Source organism: Silicimonas lutimaris (assembly GCF_047314965.1).
In the GTDB taxonomy this organism is placed as follows: Bacteria; Pseudomonadota; Alphaproteobacteria; order Rhodobacterales; family Rhodobacteraceae; genus JAVJUV01.
In genome coordinates, this window is record NZ_JBLBVK010000039.1 from 51,352 (window position 1) to 75,419 (window position 24,068).

Annotated in this window: 18 protein-coding genes; 4 read left to right on the forward strand and 14 right to left on the reverse strand. The window is 62.5% G+C overall.

Translation table 11 applies throughout. From position 1 onward, the window contains the following. Positions 1-2: 2 nt before the first annotated feature. The 6 genes from ACKLNI_RS05340 to ACKLNI_RS05365 all read right to left on the reverse strand — a co-directional run bounded on the left by ACKLNI_RS05340 (position 3) and on the right by ACKLNI_RS05365 (position 6,580). Positions 3-932 (reverse strand): 2-hydroxyacid dehydrogenase, encoded by a 930-nt coding sequence (locus ACKLNI_RS05340; RefSeq protein WP_413718009.1) that lies wholly within the window; start codon positions 930-932, stop codon positions 3-5. Then, positions 929-2,074: a rod shape-determining protein RodA gene (gene rodA / locus ACKLNI_RS05345; RefSeq protein WP_413718010.1), complete on the reverse strand. Its 1,146-nt coding sequence runs from the start codon at positions 2,072-2,074 to the stop codon at positions 929-931. Before rodA ends, ACKLNI_RS05340 begins: the two co-directional genes overlap by 4 nt. Then, entirely contained in the window at positions 2,071-4,014 is a 1,944-nt protein-coding gene (gene mrdA / locus ACKLNI_RS05350; protein WP_413718011.1) for a penicillin-binding protein 2, read from the reverse strand. The genes rodA and mrdA overlap by 4 nt, the downstream gene beginning before the upstream one ends. After that, positions 4,011-4,547, reverse strand: coding sequence for a rod shape-determining protein MreD (locus ACKLNI_RS05355; RefSeq protein WP_413718012.1), 537 nt, complete (start codon positions 4,545-4,547; stop codon positions 4,011-4,013). The genes mrdA and ACKLNI_RS05355 overlap by 4 nt, the downstream gene beginning before the upstream one ends. Further along, positions 4,540-5,457, reverse strand: a complete 918-nt coding sequence (gene mreC / locus ACKLNI_RS05360; RefSeq protein ID WP_413718013.1) for a rod shape-determining protein MreC — start codon at positions 5,455-5,457, stop codon at positions 4,540-4,542. Before mreC ends, ACKLNI_RS05355 begins: the two co-directional genes overlap by 8 nt. 88 nt (positions 5,458-5,545) lie before the next feature. Then, positions 5,546-6,580 carry a rod shape-determining protein gene (locus ACKLNI_RS05365; RefSeq protein ID WP_413718014.1) on the reverse strand — a complete coding sequence of 345 codons (1,035 nt, stop codon included), beginning with the start codon at positions 6,578-6,580 and terminating at the stop codon, positions 5,546-5,548. A gap of 290 nt (positions 6,581-6,870) precedes the next feature. Here ACKLNI_RS05365 and ACKLNI_RS05370 point away from each other — a divergent pair, with 290 nt between their 5' ends. From ACKLNI_RS05370 to ACKLNI_RS05385, 4 genes are all read left to right on the forward strand, one after another. Continuing rightward, positions 6,871-8,733: a sensor histidine kinase gene (locus tag ACKLNI_RS05370; RefSeq protein WP_413718015.1), complete on the forward strand. Its 1,863-nt coding sequence runs from the start codon at positions 6,871-6,873 to the stop codon at positions 8,731-8,733. After that, positions 8,730-10,079, forward strand: a complete 1,350-nt coding sequence (locus ACKLNI_RS05375) for a sigma-54-dependent transcriptional regulator (RefSeq protein ID WP_413718016.1) — start codon at positions 8,730-8,732, stop codon at positions 10,077-10,079. The genes ACKLNI_RS05370 and ACKLNI_RS05375 overlap by 4 nt, the downstream gene beginning before the upstream one ends. Positions 10,080-10,302: 223 nt before the next feature. After that, complete coding sequence (locus ACKLNI_RS05380) at positions 10,303-11,289, forward strand: TAXI family TRAP transporter solute-binding subunit (protein WP_413718017.1); 987 nt, start codon at positions 10,303-10,305, stop codon at positions 11,287-11,289. A 141-nt stretch (positions 11,290-11,430) separates the two neighbouring features. Continuing rightward, positions 11,431-13,695, forward strand: coding sequence for a TRAP transporter permease (locus ACKLNI_RS05385; RefSeq protein ID WP_413718018.1), 2,265 nt, complete (start codon positions 11,431-11,433; stop codon positions 13,693-13,695). Between the two features lie 25 nt (positions 13,696-13,720). Here the strand turns inward: ACKLNI_RS05385 and ACKLNI_RS05390 are convergent, their stop codons facing one another. The 8 genes from ACKLNI_RS05390 to ACKLNI_RS05425 form a co-directional block, all read right to left on the reverse strand. Beyond that, a complete protein-coding gene (locus ACKLNI_RS05390) occupies positions 13,721-14,530 on the reverse strand; it encodes a hypothetical protein (protein ID WP_413718019.1) in 810 nt (269 codons plus the stop codon). Positions 14,531-14,545: 15 nt separating this feature from the next. Further along, on the reverse strand, positions 14,546-14,935 hold the full coding sequence (locus tag ACKLNI_RS05395) for a hypothetical protein (protein ID WP_413718020.1): 390 nt from the start codon (positions 14,933-14,935) through the stop codon (positions 14,546-14,548). A 107-nt stretch (positions 14,936-15,042) separates the two neighbouring features. Beyond that, the gene (locus tag ACKLNI_RS05400; protein WP_413718021.1) at positions 15,043-16,014 is read right to left on the reverse strand and encodes a dynamin family protein; all 972 of its coding nucleotides are present in this window, start codon (positions 16,012-16,014) and stop codon (positions 15,043-15,045) included. A gap of 20 nt (positions 16,015-16,034) precedes the next feature. Next, positions 16,035-18,104 (reverse strand): dynamin family protein, encoded by a 2,070-nt coding sequence (locus ACKLNI_RS05405; RefSeq protein ID WP_413718022.1) that lies wholly within the window; start codon positions 18,102-18,104, stop codon positions 16,035-16,037. Between the two features lie 150 nt (positions 18,105-18,254). Beyond that, a complete protein-coding gene (locus tag ACKLNI_RS05410) occupies positions 18,255-19,553 on the reverse strand; it encodes a hypothetical protein (protein ID WP_413718023.1) in 1,299 nt (432 codons plus the stop codon). Then, the gene (locus tag ACKLNI_RS05415; RefSeq protein WP_413718024.1) at positions 19,550-20,602 is read right to left on the reverse strand and encodes a PP2C family protein-serine/threonine phosphatase; all 1,053 of its coding nucleotides are present in this window, start codon (positions 20,600-20,602) and stop codon (positions 19,550-19,552) included. The genes ACKLNI_RS05410 and ACKLNI_RS05415 overlap by 4 nt, the downstream gene beginning before the upstream one ends. After that, on the reverse strand, positions 20,595-22,412 hold the full coding sequence (locus ACKLNI_RS05420; protein WP_413718025.1) for an FHA domain-containing protein: 1,818 nt from the start codon (positions 22,410-22,412) through the stop codon (positions 20,595-20,597). Before ACKLNI_RS05420 ends, ACKLNI_RS05415 begins: the two co-directional genes overlap by 8 nt. 29 nt (positions 22,413-22,441) lie before the next feature. Further along, positions 22,442-23,791 (reverse strand): serine/threonine protein kinase, encoded by a 1,350-nt coding sequence (locus tag ACKLNI_RS05425; protein ID WP_413718026.1) that lies wholly within the window; start codon positions 23,789-23,791, stop codon positions 22,442-22,444. Between the last annotated feature and the right edge of the window lie 277 nt (positions 23,792-24,068).

Consider the following 24,068-nt stretch of genomic DNA (forward strand, 5'->3'; position numbering starts at 1 on the left):
CCTCAGTATCCGGCCGAACGGTCGACGAGATGCAGGAACGTCTCGCCCGCCTCGCCCCGCCGGATGTTCTCGGCGATGACCCTCGCGGCGGTCTCTGCCCGGGTATCCGACGCGATATGCGGCGTGACCGTCACCTTCGGATGGGCCCAGAACGCGTGCTCGGCTGGCAAGGGTTCGACGCGGAACACGTCGAGCGTCGCATGCGCGATACGGCCGCTGTCGAGCGCGGCGAGAAGCGCCTCGTCGTCGATCAGAGGCCCCCTGCCCGGATTGATGATGAACGCCCCCTCGGGCATCAGCGCAAGGCGATCGGCATTCAGAAGGTCCCGCGTGGCTGATGTCAGCGGCAGGAGCAGGATCAGGATTTCGGCGCGGCCAAGCGCCATGTTCAGCCCTGCATCGCCGGACAGGCACTCGACACCCGGTATCTCCTTCGGTGAACGGCTCCACCCCGCCACATCGAAGTTCATGCGACCAAGCGCCAGCGCCACCTCTCGTCCCAACTCGCCCAGCCCCAGAACGGTAACGCGCCGGCTGCGCGCCAGTGGCGGGACGTGCGGTTTCCATTGGGCATCCGTGCGGAGAATGTCCTGGTCCATGCCAAGGTGATGGCGCAGCGCGTGACCCACGCAGTACTCGACCATGCCCTCGGTCATGCCCGGATCCACCATCCGGCAGAGCGGCACGGTGAGAGTCTGGTTGCCCACCACGTTTTCAACCCCGGCCCAAAGGTTGAGAACGGCCTTGAGACGCGTATAGGGCCGAAAGTCCTGAACCGCGCTGGAGGGCGCGTAGACGATGTAGTCGACCGACCCCGGTTCAGCTTCGGTCACGATCTCGGCTTCGATGCCTGTCTCGGCGACAGCCTTGGGCAGGACGTCTTCGTATTCGGCCCAGTCGCCGGGATTGGCTGCGAAGAAAACCCTGATCATCGGCTGCGCGGCCTGTGAATATGGGCCGACTGGACCAGTCCGAAAGCCGCAAGAAGAACCAGCATCGCCGAACCTCCATAGCTGACCAAGGGCAGCGGCACGCCAACGACAGGCGCCAGCCCCATGACCATAGACATGTTGACCGCGAAGAACAGGAACAGCGTGGCGGCGACACCAAGCGTCAGAAGCGCGCCGTAACGGTCCTTGTTGCCCATCGCCGAGACGATGCAGAACAGGATGATCAGGCCATAAAGCGTCAACAGCGAGAAGGCGCCAAGGAAACCGAATTCCTCGGCGAGTGTCGTGAAGATGAAGTCGGTATGCTTCTCGGGCAGGAAATTCAGCCGCGACTGCGTGCCCTGCATAAATCCCTTTCCGCTCCAGCCGCCGGAACCAAGCGCGATCTTCGACTGGGTGATGTGATAGCCCGCGCCCAGCGGGTCGGTCGACGGGTCGAGGAAGGTGTCGATCCGCCGGAACTGGTAGTCCTTGATCAGCTGCCAGTCCGTGCCGCGCGATGCGAAGACGGCATAAACCAGCCCGGCGCCAGCCGCGACGACCGCGATGAAGTACCACCAGGACACGCCGGCACAGAACATGACGATCCCACCCCCGGCGATCAGCAGGATCGCGGTACCGAGGTCCGGCTGCTTCAGCACCAGCGCGGTCGGGATCAACGTCAGGATTACCGGCGGCAGCACCCACAGGGGGCGCGAGACCTTGGACAGCGGCAGCCAGTCGTAATAGGCCGCAAGCATCATAACGAGCGAGATCTTCATCAGTTCGGAAGGCTGCAAGCGAAGCGGACCGATGTCGATCCAGCGCTGCGCGCCCATGCCGATTTCGCCCACCAGTTCGACCAGCACCAAAAGGCCCAAGGCCCCCAGGTAGGCGAGGCCGGACATCGACCGCCAGAACCAGATCGGCACCATTCCGATGATCATCATGACGACCAGGCCGAGGGCGAAGCGTTTCATCTGCGGCTCGGCCCAGCGTTCGATATTGCCGCCTGCCACCGAGTAGAGCATCAGGAAACCAACCGACGCGACAGCCGTCAGCAACAGAACCAGCGCCCAGTTCGCATAAAGGATCTTCCGAACGCCCGTTGGGACGGTCTGGACCTTGTACTCGAGATAACTCATGCCCGCGTGGCCTTGGTCTCGGGTTCAAGACGCGGGCGAAGCACCATTTCCTCGTGCTGCACGCGGATGCGCTCGCGCTGATCGCTGGGGTAAGCCTCGAGCGGCGGGACGTCGCCGTACAGCGCGTAAAGCAGGATATCGCGCGATGGCGGCGCAGCGGCGGTCGACCCGCCCCCACCATGCTCGACCACCGTCGCAATCGCGTATTTCGGCTTGTCGAATGGCGCGAAGGCCACGAACAGCCCGTGGTCGCGCCGGTTCCATGGCAACTGGTCGTTCCGGAAGACCCCGCGGGCGCGTTCGGCCGCGGTGATGTTGCGGACCTGGCTGGTGCCGGTCTTGCCCGCCATCTCCATCCCCTCGGTGACGATCCGGGAGCGTGTGGCTGTACCGCGCTGACCGTTCGAGACGTTCCACATCGCCCGCCGCACCAGCGCCATCAGGTTTGCCGGAACGTTTATGTCCGGCACGTTCTCCGGCGGAACCTCGACGCCGTTGATCGACTTGATCAGGCGGGGTTTCACGGCCTTGCCGCTTGCGATCCGTGCTGTCATCACGGCCAGTTGAAGTGGCGAGGCCAGAACATCGCCCTGCCCGATCGCCGTGTTCAGCGTTTCGCCCGGGTTCCAGCGTTCACCGCGAACCTGCGCTTTCCACCGGGTGTCGGGGATGATGCCTTCCTGCACGGCAGACATGGGGATGTCGTGCTTTTCGCCCAGCCCGAATTCATGGCAGAGATCGGCAAGCCGGTCGACGCCCAGACGGTTGGCCGCCTCGTAGAAATAGACGTCGCAGGACTGGGTGATCGCATTGTTCAGGTCCATCGAACCGTGCCCGCCCCGCTTCCAGCAATGGAAGCGACGACCGCCGAAGGACATGAAGCCCGGGCAGTAGACGGTCTCGCCCGGTCCGATCACACCGGCACGCATCGCCGCGAGCCCGGTCATCATCTTGAAGGTCGATCCGGGGGGATAAAGCCCCTGAACCGCCTTGTTGAACAGTGGCTTGTAGATGTTGTCGCGCAGTTCGCCGTAGTCCTTCGACGAGATGCCGCGCACGAAGAGGTTCGGGTCGAACGACGGCGCTGAGGCCATCGCCAGCAGATCGCCGGTTTCGATGTCGATGACGACCGAGCCCGCGCTTTCGCCGGCCAGGCGTGCCTGGGCATAGTTCTGAAGCCCGTGGTCGATGGTCAGCTGCAGGTCTTCGCCGGGCGTGTACTCGTCGCGGCTGAGTTCGCGCATCACGCGGCCCGCAGCGTTGATCTCGATGCGCTTGGTTCCGGCCTTGCCCCGAAGCTCGGCCTCCAGCTTGGTCTCGACGCCGATCTTGCCGATCTGGAACTTTGGGATCTGCAGAAGCGGATCAGGGTCTTCGATCTTCGAGAGATCGTAGTCGCTGACCGGACCGACATAGCCGACGATATGAGCGAAATCCTCGGCCAGCGGGTAGTCCCGGCTGAGGCCGACATCGGGCGTAATTCCGGGAAGCACCGGCGCGTTTACGGCGACCTCGGCGAGATCCTCCCACGTCAGCCGGTCGGCCAGCGTCACCGGGACGAAGGGGCTGCGCCGGTACATCTCCTTCAGTGAGCGTTCGAGTTCATCCTCGTCCAGCGGAATCAGTCGACGCAGCTTCGCGATCGTCTCCTCGACGTCGCCCGCATCCTCGCGCACGATGACGATACGGTAATTCTGGGTGTTCTGGGCCACGGGAACGCCGTGGCGGTCGTAAATGATGCCGCGCGACGGTGGAATGAGGCGCACGTTGATGCGGTTTTCCTCGGCCAGCAGACGGTACTGTTCGGCCTCCTCGACCTGCATCTGACGCATGCGGAACCCGAGCAGGCCCATGAACCCGACCTGGAGTCCGCCCAGCACGAGGCCTCGGCGTGTGACGAGGCCGGCGCTTTCCTCGGTTTCCTTGGGCGAGCGTCTCATTGCTTGTGTCCCAACCGATCGACCTCTCCGGGAACGATCTTCCTCAGTCCAAATGCCCTGCCGGCAAGAATGACCACCAGGGGATATGCCAGAATGGTGGCGATCAGGCCGATCAGGGTCAATCCCAGACCCGGTTGCGACACCGCAAAAAGCCCCAGGAACAGGCTATTTCCAATGAAAACGGCCGTTACGACACCCGAAACCAGCAACCATTCCAGCAGGAAAGGCGTATCCCGCAGGGTGAAAGACCGGCTGCGCAGGAATTCAGCTCCCAGCACGACCAGCGCAGTCCAAAGCCCGAGCGGACGCATGAACAAAAGATCGGCGAGGAAGAACACCGCGGCGATCAGGAAGACCGGCACATAGTCGGGACGCATGATGACCCAGGAGAACGCAAGGAGCATCAGCACGTCTGGTCCGGGAATTTGGCCGGGTCCCATGTCCAAGGGCAACAGCTGAACGAAGGCGACTGCGATGCAGAGCGCAAGGAACAAGGCGCGATATCCCCAGAGGCCTGTTGCCGGGTCAGCCATCGGCGGGCTCCGGTTCTTCCTGGCTGAGCGCGATGGATGGCTGGGGCAGAAGCGGACCTACCAGCCCGTCGGGCGGCGCGATGGTTTCGCCCGGCTGATTTCGCAGGACGCGCAGGAACTCCAGCCGCTCGTAATCGGCCGTCAGACGCAACCGCAGCCGGCCATCCCGGGCAAGAACCACATTCCCCACGAGAAGGCCGGCCGGAAAGACACCACCGTCGCCCGACGACACAACGCGGTCGCCGGGACGCACTTCTTCCGGGGCTTCCAGAAAGTCCAGAACCGGAAGCGCCGAGTTGTCGCCAGCCAGCAGTGCCCGCTGGCCTGAGGGCTGAATCGTGACCGGCACACGGCTTGCGCTGTCGGTCAGAAGCAGAACCCGGCTGGAATTGCGCCCGACACCAGAGATGCGACCCACGAGGCCCAGTCCATCGGTCACCGCCCATCCGTCCTTGATGCCGTCGCGGGCCGCGCCGACGTTCAACAGGACTGATTGCCGGAAGGGCGACCCGGAATCGGCGATTACCTGCCCTGTCACAACGGTCAGCGCCGGATCGAGCCGTACCTTGTTCAGGTCCAGAAGCTTGGCGTTTTCCTGTTCCAACTGAAGCGCGGCCTCTTTCCAGGCTTTCATCCGCTGCAGTTCGTCGCGCAGCTCGCGGTTCTGGCGCTGAAGGGCGGCGTAGGACTGGAAGCCACGGACGAGGTTCATGGTTTCGGTGACCGGAACCAGCGCCCATTCAAGGTTCGGAACGATGGCATCAACGATTTGCGCCCTGAACCTTTCCGCGCGCGGACTGTCGATGCGCCACAGAAGGAAAACGGCGAGCAAGACAATAACAAGCCCCCCGACGGCCATACGCCGGATCGGGCGAACGTATTCTTCCTGGGAGCCGCTCTGCCGTGCCACGTTCGTCTCTGTCGTTGCCTCCGGCTTCCTAGCTTACAGCAAAACTCTTCAAAGAGTTGCGGCAAGTTTCCCGAAAGGAAACCTTGCCTTAGCTGTCATAGTCGATCACGTGCCGAAGCTGTTTCTCGTATTCCAGCGCCTTGCCCGTGCCCAGCGCCACGCAATTCAGGCTCTCGTCGGCGACGCTGATCGCCAGACCGGTCTGTTCGCGAAGCGCAAGATCAAGCTCGCCCAGAAGCGCGCCGCCTCCGGTGAGCATCACGCCGCGATCCACGATATCCGCAGCCAGATCGGGTGGCGTGGCTTCCAGCGCGGTCATGACCGCTTCGCAAATCTGTTGCACCGGTTCCGCCAGCGCCTCGGCCACCTGGGCCTGGTTGATCTCGGTTTCCTTGGGCACGCCGTTCAGAAGATCACGTCCCCGGATCTGCATCGAAGAACCGCGACCGTCATCCGGCATGCGCGCGGTGCCGATCGACGTCTTGATCCGCTCCGCGGTCGACTCGCCGATCAGCAGGTTATGCTGGCGGCGCAGATAGCTGATGATCGCCTCGTCCATCCGGTCACCGCCGACACGGACCGAGCGGGCGTAGACGATGTCGCCCAGCGAAAGGACCGCAACTTCGGTGGTTCCGCCGCCGATATCCACGACCATGTTGCCGGTCGGATCGGTGATCGGCATGCCGGCCCCGATGGCGGCTGCGATCGGTTCGGCGATCAGACCGGCGCGCCGGGCGCCCGCGGAAAGGACCGATTGGCGAATCGCCCGCTTTTCAACCGGCGTCGCCCCGTGCGGCACGCAGACGATCACCTTCGGCTTCGAGAAGGTGCCGCGCTTGTGCACCTTGCGGATGAATTCCTTGATCATGGCCTCGGCCACGTCGAAGTCGGCAATCACGCCTTCGCGCATGGGCCGAATCGCCTGGATGCTTCCGGGCGTGCGGCCCAGCATCAGCTTGGCATCCTCGCCCACGGCCAGAACCTTCTTCTGGCCGTCTTTCACGTGATAGGCCACGACCGAAGGCTCGTTCAGGATGATTCCCTTGCCTTTTACGTAGACGAGCGTGTTCGCCGTCCCGAGGTCGATCGCCATATCTGTAGAGAACAATCCGCCGAAGGCCATTTTCTGTCGCCCCAATCTCACTTCGGGTCCGCCAAACCTGCCCAAGACGAACCAGTTGTCTATATATGCCTCCGCCGCGCGGTCCGAAAGAGACGTCGCCACGGAATCAGGCGCTATTCTGCCGTAGTTGCGCAAAGGCATTAACTACGATTCTCTATCAAACCCTAAAACACGGCGTCATTGTGGCCTAATAGGGAACAATAGGCGGCCCTGAGGCAAATCCGCATCCGATGCTTGAGCAACGCCTTCCCTCTGGGCAAGATAAGGAAAACCCGTCATTGGGTGGTGGCATGACGCTCGAAGGCCGAAAAACCCCCTTCTTTCACAGCATCCTTTTCAGGGTCGCGCTGGCTTGCGCGGTGATTTTTGGGCTGGGCCTCGCAGTCAAACCCTCGATTGAACGCATCTTCCTGGAACGGATCGCCGAAGACGGCAATTCCACCCTGAACATCGCGGTGAAGGGTCTGGACAGCACTCTGGACCGGTTCGAGCCGCTGGCAAAGCTGATCGCGGAACGACCGATTCTCACGCAGCTTCTCAGGGACCCGGGGAACCAGGGCATTCTGCCATTCGTGAACGAACAACTCAGGCTGACGGCGCTGACGCTGGGTGTTTCGGACGTCTATCTGATGGATATCGGCGGCACGACCATCGCCGCCAGCAATTACCGCAAAGATACGTCCTTCGTCGGCCAGAACTACAGCTACCGCCCCTATTTCCAGCAGGCGCTGGAGGGTGGCCTCGGCCGGTATTTCGCGCGCGGAACGACAACCGGGCAGCGCGGATACTTCTTCGCCGCCCCGGTGCTGGACGGGACGCGGATTGTCGGTGTGCTGGCGGTCAAGTTCCTTGTCGACCCGTTCGAACTGTCGTGGCAGGGCGGAACGAGCGAGATCATCGTCTCCGACCTGAACGGCGTCATCTTCATGTCAAGCCGTCCGGACTGGCATTTCCGCACTCTCTTGCCGTTACCTCGGGAGGCGACGGACAAGGTCGCGGCGACGCAGCAATACCCGCTGGACAGGTTGATCCCGCTTGAGGTCGAAACGCCGGCGTCCGACGCATCGCAGACCCTGATGTCGGTCGAAGGACACGACTATGTGCTGAACTCGGCGTTCCTGCCGGAAGTGGGCTGGACGGTCCAGCTGCTTTCACCCGCGGGTCCCGCACGCACACAGACGCTCACCGTTCTCCTTGCCATGGGCCTGTTCGCTCTGCTCCTGGCATTGGCCGCGGCGATCCTCCTGCAAAGACAGACACGGGCGCGCGAGCGCGACGAGGAACGGCGCCTCGCGCAAGAGGAACTTGAGCGCGAGGTCAGGCTGCGGACAAGCGACCTGAACGCCGCCAACAAGCGGCTGACGCTGGAAATCGAGGAGCGCCGCTCGACGGAAAAGCGCCTGCGCAATACGCAGAAGGAGCTTGTACAGGCCGGCAAACTGGCCGCGCTTGGCCAGATGTCGGCGGCCCTGAGCCATGAGATCAACCAGCCGCTGGCCGCTGTGAAGGGCTTTGCCGAGAACGCTGCCGCCTACATCGACCGAAAGCGCTTCTCGGAAGCCCGCGAAAACGTGACCCGCATCAGCCACATGGCCGACCGGATGGCTACGCTTTCAGGACACTTGCGCAATTTCGCGCGTCGCCCGCAGGAAACCATAGGCTCGGTCGACCTCAGCCTTGTGCTCGACGACGCCCTGGAACTGATGGGGCCGCGACTGACCAAGGCGGGGGCCGTGGTGGAGCGCAGCGCTGATACGACCGAGCCACTTTGGGTCACGGGCGGCCGGGTCCGGCTGCAGCAGGTCTTCGTCAACCTCATCAGCAACGCGCTCGACGCGATGGAGCACGAGGATACGCCGAAGATCGTCATCACCAGAACAAGTCAGGGAAGTGGCCGCGTCTGCATCCGTGTCAGCGATCGCGGCCCCGGTCTGGAGACGGACACCGCGGGCCGGGTCTTCGATCCGTTTTTCACGACGAAATCGCCGGGCAAGGGATTGGGGCTTGGACTCTCGATCTCGTACAACATCGTCGAGGACTTCGGCGGGCACCTGTCGGCGGAGAACAACCCCGATGGTCCCGGTGCGTGTTTCAGCGTCGATCTGGCTCTGGCCAATCCAGCTGACGGCCACAAGGACGTCGCGGCGGAATGAGCGAACCCGGTATTCTTTTCGTGGACGATGAAGAGCATCTGCGCCTTGCCGCGGCGCAGACGCTTGAGCTAGCGGATCTGCCAGTGACCTGCCTTGCCGACGGCGAGGCCGCACTGGCGCAAGTCAGCCGCAATTTTCCCGGCGTTCTGGTCACCGATATCCGCATGCCAGGGATCGACGGGATCGAACTGATGCGCCGCGCACTGGAAATCGACCCGGAATTTCCTGTCATCCTCATTACCGGTCACGGCGATGTGGAGATGGCCGTGCAGTCCATGCGCGACGGGGCTTACGACTTTCTCGAAAAGCCCTATGCGCCCGTTCGGATGGTCGAGACGGTACGCCGGGCATTGGACAAGCGGCGGCTGACGATCGAAAACCGGGCGCTGCGCAGGCAGGTGGGAGGGCGCGATGCGATCGAATCCCGCCTTACTGGCCGCTCGCCGGTCATGACGGCGCTGCGCGAGCAAATCCGTGCGGTCGCAATCACCGATGCCGACGTGCTGATCACCGGCGCGACAGGCACCGGCAAGGAAGTTGCCGCCCGCGCCATCCACCGGGCAAGCCCGCGCTCGGAAAAGCCGTTCGTTCACATCAACTGCGCCGCCCTTCCGCCCGACCTGGTTGAAAGTGAGCTGTTCGGCCACGAAGCCGGTGCCTTCGCGGGCGCGACCCGCGCGCGGTACGGCAAGTTCGAACACGCCCGCGGCGGCACGGTCTTTCTCGACGAGATCGACAGCCTCGATCTCAAGCTGCAGGCCAAGTTGCTGCTGGCCGTTCAGGACCGCGTCGTCACCCGTCTGGGATCGAACGATCCGATCGAACTGGATGTCCGCTTCATCGCCGCCTCGAAACGCGACCTGGAAGAGGCCGCTGCACAGGGGGCGTTCCGCAGCGATCTCCTGTACCGCCTGAATGTCGTGACGATACGGATGCCGGACCTGTCGCAGCGCCGGGAGGATATTCCCAAGCTCTTCCTGCACCTCGTCGACGAGGCCGCCGCGCGCTACAAGCGAACCGCGCCCGAAGTGCCCGGAGCGGTTCTGTCGACAATCGCGGCGCGCAACTGGCCGGGGAACGTGCGGGAACTCAGGAATGCCGCCGAGCGCTTCGCCCTGGGTCTCGATCTTGAAATCGCAAACACGGAACCGCCGGACGAGGGCGACACGACCAGCCTTTCGGCCCAGATGGCACGTCACGAGAAAAGCCTGATCGCCGCTGCCATCGCAGCGAACCGCGGCAGCCTGAAAGCCACCTACGAAGCGCTTGGACTGTCGCGGAAGTCTCTCTACGAAAAGATGCAGAAATACGGATTGTCCCGCGCGGATTTCCAGGACGACGAGTAACGACCCCGAAGATGGGTGGATTCTCACACTCAATTTCAATGGCCCGTGTCGGAATCCACCCCGCCAGCATAGAAAAAAAGCTGATTGCGCAAACATTGGGCAAGTCACGATTGCTCTTGAAATCCTCACGGTGGCACTAGCTGCACGTCGCGTGGCCTTCCCGGGCCATTGGATCGTCGCTTTGATTGGCCGGCCTGTCGCCGGCTCTCTTTGGGAGGAAGATATGAAACATGTAACGATGACGGCCGTCGCCGTCGTGCTTTCGGCTGGCGTGGCGTCTGCCGGCAGCCACCTGGACAAGACCGGTTGGCCGGAAAGCTTCACCGTCGGAACCGCCTCGCAGGGCGGAACCTTCTTCGCCTATGGGTCCGGCTGGGCTAACCTTGTGGCCGAAGAGCTTGGCATTTCTGGCGGCGCCGAAGTTACCGGCGGCCCGATGCAGAACATGGCGCTGGTTCACACCGGTGACGCCCAGTTCGGCATGACCACGATGGGCCCTGCAGCGGAATCGCTGGCCGGCACCAACCCGATCGCGCCCGGCCTTCAGATGACCGGCGCCTGCGCGATGTTCCCGATGTACCAGACGCCGTTCAGCGTGACCGCGCTGGCGTCCTCGGGCATCAAGTCGATTGCCGACATTCCTGCCGGCGCCAAGATCGGCTTCGGCCCGGCCGGGTCCACTTCGGACACCTACTTCCCGCGCATGATGGAAACGCTTGGCGTCGAGTTCGAGCGTCGCAACGGCGGCTGGTCCGACCTGGGCGGCCAGTTGCAGGACGGCCTTCTGGACGTCATCGCCTTCGCCGCCGGCGTGCCGGTTCCGGCCGTCAGCCAGCTGGAGGTCCAGACCGAGGTGAACATCATCGAGTTCACCGAAGAGGAGCAGGCCAAGATCATCGAAGCCTTCCCGGTCTCCGCATTCCAAATCGCTGCGAGCACCTACACCACGCTTGAGGCCGACGCGCGCTCCGTGTCGATGTGGAACTTCGCTATCGCCAACTGCGATCTGCCGGAGAGCTTTGTCGAGGCCGTCGTCGATGTCGTGATGTCGGACAACGCCCGGATGGTGAATATCCACAAGGCGGCACGCTCCACGACCCCGGAGAACTGGGACAAGAACGGCGTGCTCAAGTGGCACCCGGGCGCGGCCAAGTGGTTCAAAGAGAACGCTGGCGCCGATATCCCGGACAACATGATCCACGGCATGTAAGGCCGGTTATCGCCCCGCGCTGGCGGGGCGATCCGCCGGGGGGCTTTGCCCCCCGGCCGCTTCAAAGTACCTTCATCGGTAATAATCGAAATGAATCCGCCTGACGCTCCCGTATGCGTCAGGGAGCGGGAGGGGACAGCCATGACCGAAGCCGAAGCAAAACAGGACGACGACCACCTGATCGCAGAGGGCGTCGATGACGAACCTGTCGAGGCCAACCGCCGCGACTTCACCGGCTGGCGTTTTGGTCTGATCGCGGCACTGGCCGCAATCTATGCCGCCTTCCACATGGCCGCGCTGAACGGTGTGTCGATCTCGGAATGGACCGGGATCACGATCCCGCTGCTGCCGAGCTTTCCCATGGAAACCTGGAACTTCCGGATCGTCCACGTTGCAGGCGCTTTGTTCCTTGGCTTCCTTATCTTCGGCGCGCACCTGAGCTTCCCAGAAAACCGCGAGAAAGAGACCCCGATCTTCACCTACGCCGCCTATGCGCTGCTGTTTCCCGCATTTCTGGCCTGCGGTACGGCTGTCAGCTTCGCGATGCGGATTTCGAACGGAGAGATGTGGAACGGGATCGCGCCCGAGTTCGCCAACCCGGAAAAATGGTGGTTCGGATTGCCGCTTTTGGTCGCGACGTTCGGCGGCATCCTTCTTGGCTGGCTGAACAAGCGCCAGAGGTCGGGTTTCTCGGCGCCTGACCTTGTGCTGGGCATCTGCGGAATTGCCGTCGCGATCTACCTGATCACGATCTACGGCACATTGATGCGCAATTCGACCGGGACGCCCTTCGCGCCGATCGGCATCTCGCTGGCCGCCGTCGCGGGCACCGCGTTGATCATGGAACTTACACGCCGCGTCGCCGGTCTGGCGCTGATCATCATTGCGGGCATCTTCCTGGTCTATGTCTTCGTCGGCCACCTGATGCCAGGCTTCCTGAACTCGCCCAAGATCGACTGGGCGCGCTTCTTCAGCCAAGTCTACACCGACGCCGGCATTCTCGGGCCGACCACCGCCGTCTCCTCGACCTACATCATTCTGTTCATCATCTTCGCCGCCTTCTTGCAGGCCTCCAAGGTGGGAGACTACTTCGTGAACTTCGCGTTCGCGGCAGCAGGCCGCGCGCGCGGTGGCCCGGCCAAGGTGGCGATCTTCGCCTCCGGCCTGATGGGCATGATCAACGGCACCAGCGCCGGCAACGTCGTGGCCACGGGCTCGCTCACGATCCCCCTGATGAAGAAGGTCGGCTATCACCGCCGCACCGCCGGCGCCGTCGAGGCCGCCGCCTCGACCGGCGGACAGATCATGCCGCCGATCATGGGCGCGGGCGCCTTCATCATGGCCGAGATCACCGGAGTTCCCTACACCGAGATCGCCATCGCAGCCGTGATCCCCGCCGTCCTCTACTTCGTGTCGGTTTATTTCATGGTCGATTTCGAGGCGGCGAAACTTGGCATGAAGGGGATGCGCGAGGACGAACTGCCCAAGTTCAACAAGATGTTGCGGCAGGTCTACCTGTTCATCCCGATCATCATCCTGATCTACGCCCTCTTCATGGGGTATTCGGTGATCCGCGCCGGTACGCTGGCCACGGTCGCCGCCGCAGTCGTCTCGTGGCTGACGCCCTTCCGCATGGGACCGCGCGCGATAGCCAAGGCCTTCGAACTGGCAGGGATCATGTCGATCCAGATCATCGCGGTCTGCGCCTGCGCGGGCATCATCGTGGGCGTGATCTCCCTGACCGGCGTCGGCGCGCGGTTCTCCTCGCTGCTTCTTGGCATCGCCGGTTCCTCGCAGCTTCTGGCACTGTTCTTCGCCATGTGCATCGCAATCCTGCTGGGGATGGGCATGCCGACAACGGCGGCCTACGCGGTTGCCGGCAGCGTCGTGGCGCCGGGCCTTCAGGGTCTTCTGGCCGATGGCGGCCTGCCCGAGGAAACCGCTCTCCTCGTCGCGCACTTCTTCGTGTTCTACTACGCGGTTCTGTCAGCCATCACGCCACCCGTGGCACTGGCGAGCTATGCCGCCGCCGGCATCTCGGGCGCAAACCCGATGGAAACCAGCGTCACCTCGTTCAAGATCGGCATCGCAGCGTTCATCGTGCCGTTCATGTTCGTCTATAACAGCGCGCTTCTGATGGATGGCGGCTGGTTCGAGGTTGCCCGCGCCGGCGCAACAGCCGTCTTCGGCGTGTTCCTGTTGTCCTCGGGCGTGCAGGGCTGGTTCATGGGCGCGCGGTCGGCCTGGTTCATCCGGGCGATGACGATCGCCGCGGCGCTCTTCATGATCGAGGGAGGCCTCAGCACCGACCTGATCGGTCTCGGGCTTTTCGCTGCGGCCTTCGTGATCCAGCGCGGCTTCCGGCCGAACCCGGACGCACCGATCCCGGTCAGGGGCGCAGACTGAGACTGAGAAAATGGATCGGGGCCGTTCAGGCCCCGGTCAGTTTCTGCCACGCGATGGCAAGTTCGGGCGCGCGCTCGGGCCTGATCGCGAGAAAGGCGGACATCTCGCCAATTTCAAGGAAAAGAAGCCCCTGCCCGTTCGCGCCCACCGGAGCGATGACCGTTGCAAGCGCGAAACTCTCCTCGGGGTAAAGGCTTTCGAGTTTTGCGAAATATCCGTCGAGGAACATCGCGGCCTGGTCGCCAAGGGCTTCGACGACGGCCTTGTCGCCACCCTGATCCGTCACATCCTCGCCCTGGATGCGAAGCCAGGCGATGACATCGTCACCCGCCTGGCTCAAGAAGCGCGATAGAATTTCTTCAGGACCGGCCTCGTCCTCGCCGCGCTCGGCAAGACCCCATGCACGCGCCAGGATATTCGAGGGAACGCCAACATCGGAGGAAAAACCTCCGGCCGTCGGACGCGCGGACTGGATGGAGACCGTCGGCCCATCGGCGAATGCGGCCAGCAAAACCTTCTTCACTTCCTCGACGCCCTCATCCTCGGCGTCGGAGAGAGGACGGTCGGCAAGTTTCGCCGCTGCGACGCCCTTGAGCTTGGGGGCCGGACTGGCAAGCGCCTGCAGGCGCCGGTTGGCCACCGCCAGATGAACCGTCTCTCCGTTCTCGACCGTAAAGCTCAGGCGGCGGGGAAGAATGGTCTCGTCGATCTCGGTAACCACGGCGGCAAGCAGAGCATCGGCCGAGCTGCCACGCAGGCGACGGCCCTCGCCGGAGATCCGCTCTCGCTGGCGCAGTTTGGCTAGCTTGTCTTCAAGGCGGGCGAAATCGCTCAAGTCAGCTCCCCAGCATCAGGTCCCTGATACAATAGTGTCGAGCGCCGAGCGACCGCAATCCACGACTTTGCGCAGGTCTGCTTCCGGAGCGCAGACGCAGACCAGCGCTTCCGCGGCGTCTCCCGGCGCACGCAGGAACACCTTTGCATCGGTTCCGGACAACAGCATGGCGGTACCGGCCCGCCTGTCACCATCACCGTTTTCAAGCACAGGCGCAGCGCCTTCGGCCACGATTCCGTCCAGAACGGTTTGAGCCAGTTCCGAAAGGCTGTCCAATTCCTCCTGGGCCGGTTTGCCCGCGGAGCTGGAACAGAGCACCAGCTTTGAGCCCAGATCCGTGAAAGCGATCAACGAGCAGCCCGGCAACTCCGAGCGCATTGCGTCAAGCGTTTCGGTCACATCCATGTCCAGTCACACCTCGAAGCTGACCCAAAGGTTCGACACCCTTTTGGTAGCCGCGTGCGCGGGAAGCAAGCCCTGCGACAAGGAAAGATGATAAGTATCGCGAAGAGTTACAGGCGCGATGTCGTCGAGGAGAGCGTACGCGAGGTCAGCGGGCGCGGCCGGACGCGGGTGGGCATGACCACGCGCTTCGGCTTCGGCGGCTGCGACATGTCCTCGCCAAGAGACGCCTCGATACCCGGAGCGGCCCGCGAACGGACACGGGACACGGTGCGGCCCGTCTTGCCGCTGGCTACTTCGTCGATCAGGTCGACCATGGCATCCGACAGGTCGGCGGCGCCGCTTTCTTCCCATTTCGACGCGTCCTCGCCGGCTTCAAGCGCCTTGAGCAGCGACACGGGCACGACCCTGCGGAATAGGCCCAGGGTCTCCTTCTCGACGCGGCGGATGACGCGGGAGCGGTCGCGCTCCGACAGGATGCGGTCCATGCGGGTCAGCAGCAGAAGGCTTCGCTGCTGCAGGTCCCTTGGCATGGTCGCCCAGACCGCAGCCTCGCTTTGACGCCAGGCCTGGGTCGCATGCGTGCACCACAGCACGATATCCGCGTGATGGACCATCCGTTGCCAGACATCGGCGGCCATGTTCGGGTCGGAAATTCCAGGCATGTCGATCAGATCGCAGATATCCAGGATCTTGGCATCGCGGAAAATGCGTATGTGGCTGGTATCATCGACGGACACCTCGCCGAGCCGGTTCAGATCGATATCGTATTCCTCGCCATCAAGACCGACACGGTACGGCGCCTCGTCACCCTTGGAGATCCAGACGGGCGGCAATTGGGTCGCGGTGACGTTCACCGGCAGCGCCGCTGCCCCGACAAGGAGGTTCGACAAGGTGCTTTTACCAGCGGAGAATTCCCCCATCAGGACGACGCGCGGTTTTTGCACGGCTTCCGCGACCGGCTTACCGGTCATTTCGTCGGGAACTGCCACAGGCTGAGGGGTGACACGCAGGCTCGGAGTCTCACTCGTCTGTGCAGTGTCGTCGTGCATTCCGGCCGCAAGTTGATCGTAACCACTCATCTCGCTCTTCCTTGCATGTCTCAGGCCGCGAATTCTGTCAGCGTTGCCATTGTTTTCTTGAGCTGCTCGCGTTTGACCGCAGCGCCGTTGTTGTCGAGAAGGGTGCCGATGCCGTCGGGACGCGACTCCGCCTCGTCCGCGATGCGTTCGAGGATGGACCGCTGTTCCTCCATGAACTCGGACAGAACCTGCATCGCGCTGTCGCGTATCGACTCTGCGTGACTGCCTCTCAGCGCATCGACCATCGGGTCGGTCTCGGCCTTGATCATGTCTGCGAAGTCGGTCGCGAAGTTGCGGAAACCACGGCGCTTGTGCCACCAGCGGGTCCACCATGTGCCCTTCATGTCCAGTGCGATCGTCTGTCCAAGAAGAATGGGCGACGGAATGCGCGGAGCGGCGGGCGCCTCGATACCGAAACCCTCGTCCGAGACTTCGAACAGGCGGTAATAAAGACCGGCATAATCCTGGGCGGTCCCCATCAGGACGTCCTTCGTGGCCTTTTGCGCGTTGCGTCCGAACACCTGGTAGGCGGTGCGCAGAAGGATGCGCAGTCCGGTAGGATCGTATTCCCAGACCACATCCGAACCATGCTGATCCAGGTGCTGCAACAGGGACCCGGTCGCGCGCTCAAGGAAACTTCTGTGTGAACGGTCGAGCCGCTTGTTGAAATCCTCGATGACGTCATCGAAGGCTTTGGACATGGCCGAGCGTGCGTCCGCCTCGATCCTGTCCAGCTCTCTGTTGAGGCTTCCAAGCTCGAGAGGCGGCAGGTTCGCATCGGACTCGCGCCGTTCAACGACCTGTTGCGCGGCATTGAGGCCGTTGGCGAGGTTCATCGCCGCCTTGGCCACCCTGTCCAGCATCTCCTGGCCGTTGCCTTCGGCGATCCGTTCGCTGATCGCCGCGTAGACCTGGGGGAGACCCGAGAGTTCCCAAAGCAGGGCTTCGGGCGCCAAGTCTTCGCCGGACTTCAGGATGTCTTCCGACCTGGCCCACTCGACAAGCGAGTCCCGGCTCTTTTCATCCAGCATCTCGGGTTGCCCCAAGAGCGCGGCATTGCCGCAGAAAGCCGACGTGAAGATGATCTCCGCATCCTTCGGACCGTCGTGATCGGTGAGCGTCTTGCGGATGCTCTGGCGGATTTCGGGAATCTGGTTTGTCGGATCGCTCAGCTCGTCGATCCGGTTGACGAGGATGATGACTTCCCGGCTTTTCACGTTGGCGATCATCCGGATCAGCGCCAGGTCGACGGACGACAGCGCCTGATGCGCGGCCAGGACGACAACACAAAGCCGGCTTTCGCGGATGGCCCGGATCGTGATCTGCTCGCGGATCATGAAGGTATCGTTCACGCCCGGCGTGTCGCGGACGCAAAGCGGCATCGGGAATTCGGGACGGTATATGTAAAGCTCGGCCGACTTTGTGATGTCGGCGAAGCGGCCCTGCGCCTGCGATGTCTCGAAATCGTCCTCGAAATCGTCGCCGAGGCAGACGTAGCGCTCGACCAGGTCCTGATCGAAGTAATTGTAGTCGTGCTGCTGACCCAGCAGCAGCTCGAACTTGTCGCCCAGACGCTTGCGGGATTTCTCGCGCATGTCCTCGACCTGTTCGCGGACCTTTTCCAGCTCTTCCTCGGCACCGGCCCGTGCAGCCAGTTCACCGATGCGACCGCCACGATCCAGCAGCCTGCTCCATTCCTCCATGTCGAAGAACCGGAAGCTGGCGCGATTGTCCTCGGGTGCGGTATGCGGGTTCAGGTGAAGCGACGTCACCACGGAGGTCCACGGGTTCACGTCTGCCGGCAGCAAGTCTGGTTGTCCAACCATCGCGTTCACAAGCGACGTCTTTCCCGCCTTGACCTGACCGATCATCGTGATGGACGGCTCGGCGTGTTTCAGCTGGTGATGCAGTTTGCGTGCCGCGCGGCTTGTTGCCTTGTCGCCGATCTTGCCAAGGCGCACCAGGGCCTGGCGCAGTTCAAGCGACTTCTTCAGATAGGGTTGCAGCCCCTCGAAACCCCTGGCCAGGAGCTGTGCGTTTCCATCTGCAGGCAGGGAGCCCTCGGCAGCTATGTTCGTGTCAGCATTCATCGCACACCTGTCAAATCGCACTTACCCAAATCATCACTACGCTTCAGTCTCCTCCGATCACGGAAACCGTGTCTCGGATTTGGATACAATTCATGGCCAACGTGGCCATTTTGTGGCGCATATTCGGTCAATCGGCGGTCACCCGCCCGACTATGCTGCCAGCTTCATCTCAATGTCCCGCCGCAACTGCAGAAGCAGGGTCGCGGCATCGGCCGCCGGACCATCCCCGTCCTCCACCTGCATGAGGACCATCATGTCTGCGGCCTCGGCCAGTTCGTCCATGAAAGCATCGGCCACCGGGCATCCGCTTTCATCCTGACTGAACATGTCGACCAGATATTCGACCGCGTCGACACACTGGTCGATCAGCGGTTTTGCCTTGCCTTCGCCCAGCGAGGCAGCCGTCTCGCCCAGGGTGTCACCGCGACGCTTGAGGAAACGGACGGCATCGGACAGGAGCGTGATGTTCTGCGGACGCTCGCCTGCGTCCGGCATCGCGACGGGCACGGCAACGTCCGTGGCGACAGTTGCCTCTGCCTTCGGGGCGGGCTTCTCAATCTCTTTCGGGGACGGCGCATCCGCCTTGGCGGCCTTGGCGTCCCCCGTCGCCTCCAGAACGATGTCCGGCTTGATCCTGTAGCGCGCAAGGAACATGTGCGCGCCATCGAAATCGGCCCTTCGCCCGCGCTCGGCGTGGCGCAGAATTTCGGCTGCGAGAGCACCGCCGCCAGACGCATGGTGCATGGCCTCGTCGATGGCCCCGCTCGGCCCGTAGGCATTGAGCGCCTGAAGCGTGGCGACGGCGAACAGCGAATGGAATTCCTCGGCAACGATGCTTTCGAGCGCGGCAACCCGCTTCGACAACGTCTTTTCCGCCGAAAGGACATCGGCCTTCGTCAACACGAGGAATGCGTGATCTTTCAGGCTGTCCGGAACTCTGCGCCAGACGGATTGTTCCAGCTCGTCAAAGGATTGCGAGCACCAGAGCGCGATATCCGTTCTGCGGACCGACCAGTCGATCGCGGAGGACAGTTCCAACGCCGTTCCATCTGTCACGACTTCCAGCAGCGATACGCGCTTCAGTATCTTGGCCGGAATTTCCAGCTTAAGAAATGCGGCCTTGCTGCGCGAGATCTTCTCGAGATCGATCTTGTCCTCGGACACGGTTTTTCCGTCGACCCGGGTGATCGTCGCCCGCTCAATCTCGCCGTATACGATCTCGGTTGTCGGCAGTTTTGCGTCCTTGGGCAGAATTCTTCTGCCGAGAAACATGTTGATCAGTTCAGACTTGCCGGAGTGCGGAAGGCCCAGAACCGAGACCCTGACAGGCGATACCAGCCGCCGCAAAAGATGCTCGGCATAGTCCCGGGCCGCGGACGGAATACCGCCTGAGGCAAGTGCGGCTTCCAGGATGGCGATGACATTGTCGTCTGTCGCAGCGTGCTTCATGCCCCACCGTCAGTTGCCAGCCATCGCCGTCTCAGGAAGATCGGCTTGGCCTCGGACCTTTCCTTCTTTGCCCGCCCGTTCATGCCCGCGGCCACCGGCTCGGGCTCTTTCTTATGAGTCATGTGCACGGCCACTGCGTCCTCGTCGTCGTCTTCGGAGGACCGCGCCGGTGTTATCGGACGTGTCGTGACCTGGCGTGGACGATTCGGCGACCGGTCGAACTCGGCGGTGAAAATGTTCGCGCTTTCGGCTGCCTCGTTCCGGAATTCGACACGGATGACAGAGAAGCACACGTTGTCCTGTTCCGGGTCGTCCAGTTCGCGCAACTCGTCGAGCAACGTCTCGGCGATGACCGAGCTTCCTTCCGAAGCATGCTCGCGCACGATTTCGGTGATCTGGCTGTCGCTCAGGAACTGCAATCCGTCGCTGGCCACGATCAGGATGTCGTTGTTTTTCAAACGGAACGGACGGTCCGGGCAATCGATCCGCTCGATCGCTTCGCCGATCAGAACCGAAGTCAGGGCGTTGCGATCCGGGTGATTGCGGCCCACGTCCTCGGACATCATTCCCGAGCGCACCATGTAGTCGATATGCGGTCCCAGAGAATGATCTTCATTCAGCTGCCGCAAACGCCCGTCGCGCATGAGGTAAAGTGGCGAGTCCCCGATCGAGATCCAGAACAGCTGATCCCGCACGAAGACCGGGGCAACCAGCGTCGCGCCCATACCCGCGGTATCGGGATTCGTGGCCGCATGGGCGGCCATGCACTCGTTGGCGGAAATCGCAGCGCTTTTCAGCACCTTGCCGACATTCTCGGTAAATCTTCCAACATCCGATGACTGGAACTTCAGCTCGCTGAACACTTCGGTCACGACGATCTTCGACGCCACGTCCCCGGCCGCGTGTCCGCCCATGCCGTCCGACAGGACGGCATAGCCGAAGTCCGCGCCAAGCGGGAAATCCGTGGCGATCGCATCTTCCTGATAATCGCGGCAACCGCGATTCAGGACCGACGCTACGTCGAACCTTATGTCCGGCGACTTAGACATTCTCGTTGTCTGCTCCTTCGGACGACTTCCAGGTAAAGTTCTCGCCGCACAGCGAGACGAACTTCAGCGTAGTCTCGCCGATACGGATCTCGTCTCCGTTCGACATCTCTTCGGTCGACAGAACCGGACGACCGTTCAGGCGCACCAGGTTCGACTTGCCGCCATGACCAAGGAAGAACTTTCCCTGTTCGTCGTCGTAAGCGACGGCTGCGTGGTTGTTCCGGCTGATCGAGGTGTCGCCGAAATCGAGGCGCACGGCCTGATCTTCGCCACGGCCGATCTGGCTGACGCCGTTGTGCAGCGTGAAGCTTGCGCCACGGCCCGGTCCTGCGACAACGACGATCCAGCCTGCCGGGAAATGCTCTGCCTGCGAGATCGCGGCCTTCTCTGCGGTTTCCTCGAACACGTCCTTCGGGACGTGGGCATCGGGCTGGAAGCCCAGCATGCGGGTCTTGACACGTCCGGCGCTGCGGCCGGCACGCCCGGCCACAACCGGTGCGATATTGACCATCGGCTCGGGATCGGCGACGCGCACGCGTTGCACCTCGGACGCCACCTCGTCGGCTATTTCCCAAATCTTCTTGCGTACTTCGCTCTCGTCCTGCGGTTCTTCCTCATCGTCGGTTGCATTCGCATAGGCAACCGCCGCGGATACCGCCGTGCTTGGACGCGGCGTGAAGTCATCGTCCTCTTCGTCGGCGAACTCGTCTTCGTCATCGAAGTCTGCAGACGCATCGAATGCGTTCAGCTCTTCGTCCTCGAAGTCTTCTTCCGCTTCCTCTTCCGCGGCTGCATCGGATGCAAACCGGCTGTTCGGGAAATCGTCATCTTCATCGCTGTGGGCGCTGCCGAACGGCGTATCATCCGCGAAGTCTTCTTCGCTGAGATCAAGCGGCGCGCGCGCCAGGCGCTCTGCCTCGGCAGCGGCCAGTTCGGCTTCGATCGACGAATCCACCGCGTCTTCGTCTGTCGATGCGGCATACAGCGCGGCATCCTCGTCGCCTTCGCCCTGATCCCAGATAGCGCGCTGAGATTCGGCCTCGGTCACCTGACGGCTGATCGGGCGGCTGGTCGGACGATGCGGACGCACCACCTTCGCGAGATCGTCGCGATAGGGGCTCTGCTCCTCGGGATCGCTCGACGGATCACGGCTGACGACGTGCTTGAGCACTCGGTCGGCCTTGGTCGCGGCGGCAGCGGCTTTCAGGTGCGCCATTGCCGAGCGGCGCCGGCTTGTCTCGCGGTCCGTCATGGCCGTTTCGGTCTTTTCGAGGATCCTGTCCTCGGCGTCGTTGTTGCGAAGCTGGCTGCGGGCGATCGCACGGCGGCCGAACTCTTCGTCATCGGACCAGCGGTTCGAAAAACCATCGCTTTGTTCGAAGGACTTCGACGCCTTCTCGTCAGGCTGCACATGGCTGACGGACCCCATGGCCTCGCGGATCTCGCTGACAAGATGCGCCTTGTCCTGCGAAGCCTTCAGTTCGCGGGCAGGATCATTCTCGTCCAGGTCCTCGTTGCCCCAGTCGTCGTCATCATCCCATTCCTCGTCGTCCCAGTCGGTATCATCCCAACCTTGGGCCACGACCTCGGGTTCCGGGTCTGACAGCGGCTCGATCGGCTTCGATTTCGGACGGATCGGCTTGGAGCGCACGGCAAATGGTGGTTCGTCCATCTCGCTGTTCGTGCGCGACGGGTTGGCCATGTCGACATCATCGGCTTCGGCGTCATCCGCTCGACGCAACGGTTCGAGATCTTCATCGAGGTCGATCTTGCCCAAAGCCGCATCGGGCTGAGGTTTTCTGGTCAACATTCTTGAAAGTATCTTCATCTCGATGCCTCTCAGAGATAATCCGAACGACTACTGCTACGGAACGTTCCGCGCAGCAGGCCGAAGGGAAGGATACGGCTCAGAAGCGTCCGCTTCTTCCGCCGTGTGCCGGTTACTTCATCATGTGCGTTCTGCGCCGATCGGCGTGACGCTGCTTCAAGGGCTCTTTGCTGTTCTTCCTGCCAGACCTGATCATCCAGCATTGCCAGCTCGTCCAAAGTCTTCTTGCGCTGGCGCGCCTGTTCTTCCGCCAGCTTCTGAAGACGCTGGGCTTCTTTCTTCTCGGCCAGCGCCTTTGCCTGCTGAGCCTTGATGTCGGCCTCCACGGCCTTGTTCGTTTCCTGCACCAGCTTCGAGATCGAAAGTTCGATCTGGCGGTCCAGTTCGGCCTGCGCCATCGCGGCGGACCGGCGGCGTTCGGTATCGACGAGTTCGATCCACTCGCGCGCCGACTGGATGCGGTCCGGCGGGAAGACGCTGAGCGCCTTGTCGATCGCGTGAAGGAACGCATCCTCGAACTGCGGAAACTTGCCCGAAACCGGTTTGTAGGGATCGGGACGGTCGGCAGCGATGGCCGAAACCCGGGCCTGGCTGTCCGGCGGCGCCATGCCCGTCAGAACGTGATAGAACGTGGCGCCCAGCGAATAAAGGTCCGACGACGCGTCCTGCGTCGAGCCGGCGATGTAGAACTCGTGCGGGCTGTAGCCGTCTTTCACGACATGGAGAGCGGACAGCGCGCGCGATGCCCGCGTCGCCTCTTCCTTGGCCGCGCCAAAGTCGATCAGCACGGGATTGCCCTTGCCGTCGATCAGGATGTTGTCGGGGCTGATGTCGCGGTGCAGCACGTCATTCGTGTGAATGTAGTGCACGGCCTCGAGACATTTCAGCAGGATGTCTTTCACATCGCGCGGGTGAAGCTTCATCCGCGGGTCTTCGATCGTGTCCAGCAGATCGCGGCCCCGGACAAAGTCCAGTGCCATGTAAGCGGTCATGTTGTCTTCGAAGACCTGGTGAATGCCGACGATGTTCGGGTGCTGCAGCTTGGACAGCCGGCGTGCCTCGGCACCGAAGTGCTTCACGACCGCGTCGAATTCGGCCTGGTGCTGGCGCGAGCGCGCCATGACGTTCCCGTCGTTCCGGCAACACATGGACGAGGGAAAACATTCCTTGATGACGACGATGCGGTCCAGGCTGTCGCGTGCGAGATAGGTCATGCCGAAGCCGCCCGCGTTCAGGAACTTCTCGATCCTGAACTGACCGTGCAAAAGCTCGGTGCCGGGCTTCAGCGCGTCGGCAAACGACTCACTGTGTCCTGCATCAACCTGTTGTTGGCTCGCGTCCATGCGCTTCCTGTCTCTCACTCGCTCTTGAACAGGAGGCCTTCCGGACAACCCTTGATTTCAAGGGTTTTTGTCGTGTCCAACCGCCACCTGACTTGCTGCGACAAAATCGGTCTAAATACAGAATCGGCCAATAATGTGGCGGGACTGGGCCTTTAGGTATTCAATCCTGCGGCTTTTTTGGAATTGTAGATGAAACTCGAAACGGCTTCGCTGTCGGCACATCTTCGCCGATCCCAACGACGCGAAACACGGGCCTCCCAAAAATTTTCGCGGAGGCGTTGACACGCCGCCGGAG

Bases quoted from the DNA above. Each gene is read 5' to 3' on its own strand.
- ACKLNI_RS05340 (WP_413718009.1), bottom strand. From the start codon at position 932: ATGATCAGGGTTTTCTTCGCAGCCAATCCCGGCGACTGGGCCGAATAC.
- rodA (WP_413718010.1), bottom strand. From the start codon at position 2,074: ATGAGTTATCTCGAGTACAAGGTCCAGACCGTCCCAACGGGCGTTCGG.
- mrdA (WP_413718011.1), bottom strand. From the start codon at position 4,014: ATGAGACGCTCGCCCAAGGAAACCGAGGAAAGCGCCGGCCTCGTCACA.
- ACKLNI_RS05355 (WP_413718012.1), bottom strand. From the start codon at position 4,547: ATGGCTGACCCGGCAACAGGCCTCTGGGGATATCGCGCCTTGTTCCTT.
- ACKLNI_RS05365 (WP_413718014.1), bottom strand. From the start codon at position 6,580: ATGGCCTTCGGCGGATTGTTCTCTACAGATATGGCGATCGACCTCGGG.
- ACKLNI_RS05370 (WP_413718015.1), top strand. From the start codon at position 6,871: ATGACGCTCGAAGGCCGAAAAACCCCCTTCTTTCACAGCATCCTTTTC.
- ACKLNI_RS05375 (WP_413718016.1), top strand. From the start codon at position 8,730: ATGAGCGAACCCGGTATTCTTTTCGTGGACGATGAAGAGCATCTGCGC.
- ACKLNI_RS05380 (WP_413718017.1), top strand. From the start codon at position 10,303: ATGAAACATGTAACGATGACGGCCGTCGCCGTCGTGCTTTCGGCTGGC.
- ACKLNI_RS05385 (WP_413718018.1), top strand. From the start codon at position 11,431: ATGACCGAAGCCGAAGCAAAACAGGACGACGACCACCTGATCGCAGAG.
- ACKLNI_RS05395 (WP_413718020.1), bottom strand. From the start codon at position 14,935: ATGGATGTGACCGAAACGCTTGACGCAATGCGCTCGGAGTTGCCGGGC.
- ACKLNI_RS05400 (WP_413718021.1), bottom strand. From the start codon at position 16,014: ATGAGTGGTTACGATCAACTTGCGGCCGGAATGCACGACGACACTGCA.
- ACKLNI_RS05405 (WP_413718022.1), bottom strand. From the start codon at position 18,104: ATGAATGCTGACACGAACATAGCTGCCGAGGGCTCCCTGCCTGCAGAT.
- ACKLNI_RS05410 (WP_413718023.1), bottom strand. From the start codon at position 19,553: ATGAAGCACGCTGCGACAGACGACAATGTCATCGCCATCCTGGAAGCC.
- ACKLNI_RS05415 (WP_413718024.1), bottom strand. From the start codon at position 20,602: ATGTCTAAGTCGCCGGACATAAGGTTCGACGTAGCGTCGGTCCTGAAT.
- ACKLNI_RS05420 (WP_413718025.1), bottom strand. From the start codon at position 22,412: ATGTTGACCAGAAAACCTCAGCCCGATGCGGCTTTGGGCAAGATCGAC.